General features: G+C 69.3%; 5 protein-coding genes and 2 pseudogenes. 3 read left to right on the top strand and 4 right to left on the bottom strand.

Annotated elements, in window-relative coordinates:
• Positions 1-311, top strand: a pseudogene (locus ABZ281_RS36845) (PH domain-containing protein); the annotation flags it as partial.
• 569 nt (positions 312-880) lie between these two features.
• Entirely contained in the window at positions 881-1,759 is an 879-nt protein-coding gene (locus ABZ281_RS36840; RefSeq protein WP_356662398.1) for a TIGR00341 family protein, read from the top strand.
• A gap of 206 nt (positions 1,760-1,965) precedes the next feature.
• Here ABZ281_RS36840 and ABZ281_RS36835 read toward each other — a convergent pair.
• Both ABZ281_RS36835 and ABZ281_RS36830 read right to left on the bottom strand, forming a co-directional pair.
• Positions 1,966-2,342, bottom strand: a pseudogene (locus tag ABZ281_RS36835) (nuclear transport factor 2 family protein).
• Between the two features lie 414 nt (positions 2,343-2,756).
• A complete protein-coding gene (locus tag ABZ281_RS36830) occupies positions 2,757-3,323 on the bottom strand; it encodes a tetratricopeptide repeat protein (protein WP_356662397.1) in 567 nt (188 codons plus the stop codon).
• Between ABZ281_RS36830 and ABZ281_RS36825 the strand changes: the two genes are divergently transcribed.
• Entirely contained in the window at positions 3,322-3,726 is a 405-nt protein-coding gene (locus ABZ281_RS36825) for a hypothetical protein (protein WP_356662396.1), read from the top strand. The genes ABZ281_RS36830 and ABZ281_RS36825 overlap by 2 nt on opposite strands.
• Here the strand turns inward: ABZ281_RS36825 and ABZ281_RS36820 are convergent.
• Both ABZ281_RS36820 and ABZ281_RS36815 read right to left on the bottom strand, forming a co-directional pair.
• Positions 3,675-4,676, bottom strand: a complete 1,002-nt coding sequence (locus ABZ281_RS36820; protein ID WP_356662395.1) for an alpha/beta hydrolase-fold protein — start codon at positions 4,674-4,676, stop codon at positions 3,675-3,677. The two genes, ABZ281_RS36825 and ABZ281_RS36820, sit on opposite strands and share 52 nt — an antisense overlap.
• Positions 4,677-4,774: 98 nt before the next feature.
• Positions 4,775-5,035 (bottom strand): hypothetical protein, encoded by a 261-nt coding sequence (locus ABZ281_RS36815; protein ID WP_356662394.1) that lies wholly within the window; start codon positions 5,033-5,035, stop codon positions 4,775-4,777.
• Positions 5,036-5,162 lie beyond the last annotated feature (127 nt).

The raw sequence follows: 5,162 nt of genomic DNA, 5'->3' as shown, positions 1-5,162 counted from the left end.
CCGACGACAACCCGAACAACATCGGCTCCCACATCGTCCTCGGAGGCGGCGGCCCGCCCGCCATCACGCCCCACCCCGGCCCGGGCCGGTTCGCGGCACGACGGATCCCGGTGGAGCGGCTCACCGCCAAGGGCGTGCGGCGCCCGCGCGGCAGCGACGGCGACGCCGTCCCCAGAAGCTGGCACATCGCCGAACTCGACGACGCGGGCGAGCCGGTCCGCCTCGCGGCCGCCCCTGCCGACCTGACCCGCATCATCCGCGCACTGGGCCCTGCGAGGACCCCCACGAGCGCCACGCACCGCGAGCCATGACTGCATCCGGCGGCCTACGACGGCGACGGACCGGGCCATACGTGGGCCCGCCCCCTGCACCGACCGAACCGCGTCGCCTCCCGGGCCCGGTCGCGGCCCCCTTTCCTCGTCGAGGTCCCTTGGCGCCGGCCGGCGCCGGACCAGGACTTGGCGCACCGCACCGCCGGTGCGTGAGCACCGGCCGGGACCCATCTGCCGTTGGCCCCGTCCCGCGGACGGTCCGTGAACCGGGTGAGCTCGCCCGGTGCGACCTGTGTTCCCGCCCGTGGGCACCCGCTCGGTTGCAGCCGGAGTGGTTCGCCCGCACGTGCTGGTCGTCGTGTCCGGTTACTCGCGGGTGATCACAGCTCGGATGCACGAACGGACCCACGGCGGTACTGGCCCGGATTGATCACGTGCATCGTGTCCTGCCGATCGGGATCACGCCGGTCGTGGTTCCTTGGGGGAATGCTCAACGGAGTTCGTGCCCGTGTTCTGCCGACCGCCCAGCGCCGCACGCTGAACGAACTGACACAGGACTGGACCTGTCGTCCGGAGACACCACGTCCAAGCGTTCGGCATTCTGGACGATGCTGACGCTGTCGTCGATCATCGCGGCCGGTGGGGTTCTCACGGACTCGACGGCCACCGTGATCGGTGCGATGATCATCGCACCGCTGGCCACACCGATCATGGGTATCGCGCTGGGGTCGGTGCAGCGCCGTCGCATTGGAGCGGCCAGGATCGTCCTCTTCGCCTGCTTGCTGGTGATCGTGATGGGGATGCTCTTCTCAACGGTGCTCCCCGGCGACTACGACCTGCTCTCCAACAGCCAGATCGCGTCACGGACGTCACCAGGTCTGATGGACCTGGTCGCCGCCCTGGCGACCGGCTTCGCGGGTGCGGTGGCACTCGCCCGACGGGACGTCGCCGCCGTGCTGCCCGGGGTCGCGATCGCCATCTCCCTCGTCCCGCCCCTGGTGGTGGTCGGAGTGTGCCTGGGGCAGCTGTCGGGCTGGCTCGCGCTGGGGGCGCTGGTGTTGTTCGTGTCCAACTTCTTCGCGCTGGTCTTCGGCGGCATGGTGGTCTTCGCCACACTCGGCTACGGCACCCAGGCCGACAGGGCGAGCGGGCGGCCCGCCCGCAGGACGTACGCGGCCATGGCCCTGCTGTTCACCGTCGTGTTCGTGCCGCTGGCGGCCAACACCACGATCACCCTCCTGCTCAACACCTGGACCGGCCGGACCAAGGACGCCGCCGAAGAATGGCTCGCCGAAGAGCCGGGCGCATCCGTCACGAGTGTCGACTCGACGTCCCGGACCATGTACGTCCATGTCCGCACCCCTGCCGGCCTCCCGCCTGTCAAAGGGTTGCTCGACCGGCTCCAGGGACGGATCCCGGACGGTATCCCTGTCGTCGTGGACACGTCGCGCGGTCAGCGCATCGACGCCGGAATGGTCGGTGGCTGAGCGTCGCGCCCGAACCGGCCGCGGATGACCTGCGGCTCCCCGGGCCGAGAGCGCGAGTTCGATTCCGTGTCGTAGTGATCAGTTGTCGCGTGCCGGAGAGCTGACAGGAGCGCGCATCCCCAGGCGCGTGGACAGCGGCACGTGCCCCGGGTGCACCCTCCTGAGAGGGAACGCGCTGCCGAGCCCAAGGAGGGCTGGACGGTCGCTCAGCCGCGCATGGCGTCCCGGACGAGGGCGGTGTCGACGAATTGCTCGAAGCGGACGATCAGGCCGCCGCGGCCCACGAAGTGATGGGCGACGCGCACGTCGACCGGCTCGCGGGTGGCCCAGTTGGTCGTGGTGTAACGGGCGAGGACGACGACGTTCTCGCCCTCGGCGACGTACGTGTCGTGGTGCGCGGTCCAGCCGTCCCACTCCTTGCCAGCTGTTCCATGACGTGGGAGGTGACCCCCTCGGGGGTGGTGCGACAGGTGCCGGCGAGAGGGAAGCCCGCCGTCTCCGTCCAATCCCCGTCCGGCGCGAGGGTGGCGCGCAGGGCCTCCAGGCCGGCGGTCGCGGAGGCCGGGTACCGGCGGCGGACCACGTCGGCCGGGGCCGTGGAGGTCGCGAAGTCGCAGGAAGCGCCGTACGGCCACCACGGCCTGCACCCGCGGCGGCCGTCTGTGGCAGTCCCGTGCGTCATGCTGCGAAACCGGAACCAGCGCAGCAGGTCCATCCCGTACGAGCGCGCTGTCGCAGACGGCTTGCCGGCCGGCCCCCTGGAGATCCTGCAGGAAGGCGGCGACGCCGTCGACCGGCGCTTCGGACGGGTCGAGGAGTCGGTAGGGCTCCCACAGATCATCCGTGGCTACCAATCACCGGCGAGCCGGACGATCAGGGATGCCCGGTCCATTGCCTCGTGCAACCAGCCCATCGCGACGACAACCGCCCGTCGGTCCGGCCCCTCACGCCCGCACTCTCAGTGGCCAAGGGCCGTCGCCGCTGCCGCGACCACCCGTCACTGCTCCGCCAGTACCCGCTTCAGGTCCGCCTGGGCGCTGGTGTCGCCGACTGCTACGGCCTTGCGGTACCACTGTTCGGCGGTAGTGAGGTTCTTGGTCACTCCGAGGCCCTTCTCGTACATGCGGCCGATGGCCGTCATGGCGGGTGCGCCGACGTGGTCGGTCCGCTGAGCGGCCTGCTTGAACAGGGTGAGTGCCTTGCCGTAGTCGCGGGTCACACCGGAGCCGGTCTCGTAGAGCTCCCCCAGGGCGATCATGCTGCTGATGTCGCCCCGGTCCACGCCCGTCTGGTAGTACTTCGCGCCCTTGGCCGCGTCCGCGGTGACTCCCAGCCCCTCGGTGTAGATCTGTCCGAGGTAGCGGGGCGCCTTCATGTCGCCGCCGTCGGTGGCCTTCTGAAGGGCGGTCCGCGCCTTGGCGTAGTCCTTGTCGACGCACAGCCCGTCGAGGTAGATGATGCCCAGGATTCTCTCGCCGCGGGCGTCACTGCCCTCGGCGGCCTTTCGGGCCCAGATGAGGGCGTTGGCGTAGTCGCCCTGCGAGTAGGAGCCCTCGGCCTGCATGCCGGCGCTCGCGGTATCCGTGCCGCTCGCGTCGGCCGTCGCGGTCCCGCACGCCGTCGCGGTCGGCGATGCGTTCGCCTGGGCGGTGGCGGCTGCCGCGCTGCTCGCGCCGGAGTTCGTGGTGCTCGTACTGGACGTGGTGGACGCCGTGCCGCAAGCGCTCACGCTCAAGGCCAGGGCGCTCAGTGATGCGATCAGCAGACCACGTGCCGCAGGTGGTCTTTTCTTCATGGAATGGTCCTCGTCGGTCTCGTCCGGACGTAAGCGGAGCGCCGGCGCGGCAGTGGTGGGATCGGCCGGCCGGTGCCCATGGGTGGGGACACCGGCCGTCGCCGGCGGACTTCCGGGGTGTCAGGAGGCGCTCTGCTGGAACATCCAGTCGCGGAATGCGGTGATCTGGTAGGCGGGCTTGAAGGACTGCATGTGCTCGCTGTTGGCCATCGGGTCACCGGAGTTCGACGTCCCGGCGGCCGTGAGCACGGTGCCCTTCTTGAAGGTCATGAAGTAGTCCGTGACATCGGCGGCGAGCAGCTTCTCGGCAGCCTTCTCGATCTTCTGCGTGGACCAGGTCGCGTCGATGGTCGCGGTCTGGTACGACACCCCCGCGTCCTTGAGCAGCTTCTCGACGTCGGTCTGGCCGCCCGAGGCGTTCTCGTCTCCGCCCGCGGCGGTGTAGATGAACCTCTCCTTCGTGAGGTTGCCCAGCTTGCTGATGTCCCACTGGCCGGAGACGAACAGCTCGGCGGCGAACAGGCCGGGGTGCTGGGCTGCCAGGTACATGACCGTCATACAGCCCATCGACTGGCCGGTGCCGTAGATCCGCTTGGCGTCCACGCTGTACTCGCCCGTCACCGAACTCAGCAGGCGGGTGGTCATCTCGACGTAGTCGGTCATGGTGTAGCTGCCGTGATCGTCGAGGATCACCTCCGGGAACTCCGGAACGAGGACGAAGCTCTCGTGCTTGGCCTGCTCGCTCTCGCTGGCCCAGATCAGCGCGCCGTACTGAGACAGCGGGGCCGTCACGTCCTGGCCGACGAGGCTGGAGTCGGCGATGTAGAGCACCAGCGGGTAGGACTTGGACTTGTCGTAGCCGGCCGGGATGTACAGGTTGTAGGGCAGGGACTTGCCGGTCTGCGAGTCCTTGTAGGTGAACTGCTTGAACTTGCTCTTGACCTCGGAGGTCAGGATCTCCAGGCTCGGCACGTCGCCGCTGTCACCGGACGCGGAGGCGGTGGTGGAGCCGGACGATCTCGCGGAGGAGCCGGAGGAGTTGCCGCAGGCGGTCGCGCCGAGCAGGACGGCGCCGAGCGCCGCACCGAGGAAGCCGCGACGGTGAAGGTGAGGGTTTTCCATGGCCCCTATCCTGTGGGACCCGCCTCAGAGATCACTGTGCCACGCCTGTGATGTCGCTGTGCCCGCTCCCCGGGTGCGTGCTCTGGGGGCCGACTTGGTCAGCGCAGGGACTTGAGCATCTTCCGTGCCTTGGCGGTCACCTGCTCGGCGGTGCCCTTGGCGAGGAATCCGTCCATGGCCGCGTAGGTGATGTGCTCGTAGTTCCAGACGTCGGCCATGTTCTTCGCGCCGCCCGCGAGGTTGGAGATGACATTGGCGTGCGGGAAGGGCGCCGATCTCCTGATGTCGACGGCGGTGGTAGTGGACAGGTCCGACATCACGCCGGCGAAGACGCCCTCGCCGATCCGAAGCGTCCACACGGGCAGGTCGATGGTGCCGTCCGCGGTCCACGTCTAGTGCCGCGGCAGGCAACGTTTGCCCGTTGAGGAGCGGCGTTTGGTGCGTGCTCTCGGCGTGCCGGCCGGAAGCCCTCGTACTGGACGTACT

Origin of the sequence: Streptomyces sp. NPDC006265, from assembly GCF_040613555.1 — a bacterium.
Taxonomy (GTDB): Bacteria; Actinomycetota; Actinomycetes; order Streptomycetales; family Streptomycetaceae; genus Streptomyces.
Note: the sequence above shows the minus strand (reverse complement) of the source record. Positions and strands in the feature narration are given on the sequence as shown.

What these genes read in the sequence shown, in the direction of transcription:
- ABZ281_RS36820 (WP_356662395.1), bottom strand. Translation starts at nt 4,676, where the DNA reads ATGGAAAACCCTCACCTTCACCGTCGCGGCTTCCTCGGTGCGGCGCTC.
- ABZ281_RS36825 (WP_356662396.1), top strand. Translation starts at nt 3,322, where the DNA reads ATGCCGGCGCTCGCGGTATCCGTGCCGCTCGCGTCGGCCGTCGCGGTC.
- ABZ281_RS36830 (WP_356662397.1), bottom strand. Translation starts at nt 3,323, where the DNA reads ATGCAGGCCGAGGGCTCCTACTCGCAGGGCGACTACGCCAACGCCCTC.
- ABZ281_RS36840 (WP_356662398.1), top strand. Translation starts at nt 881, where the DNA reads ATGCTGACGCTGTCGTCGATCATCGCGGCCGGTGGGGTTCTCACGGAC.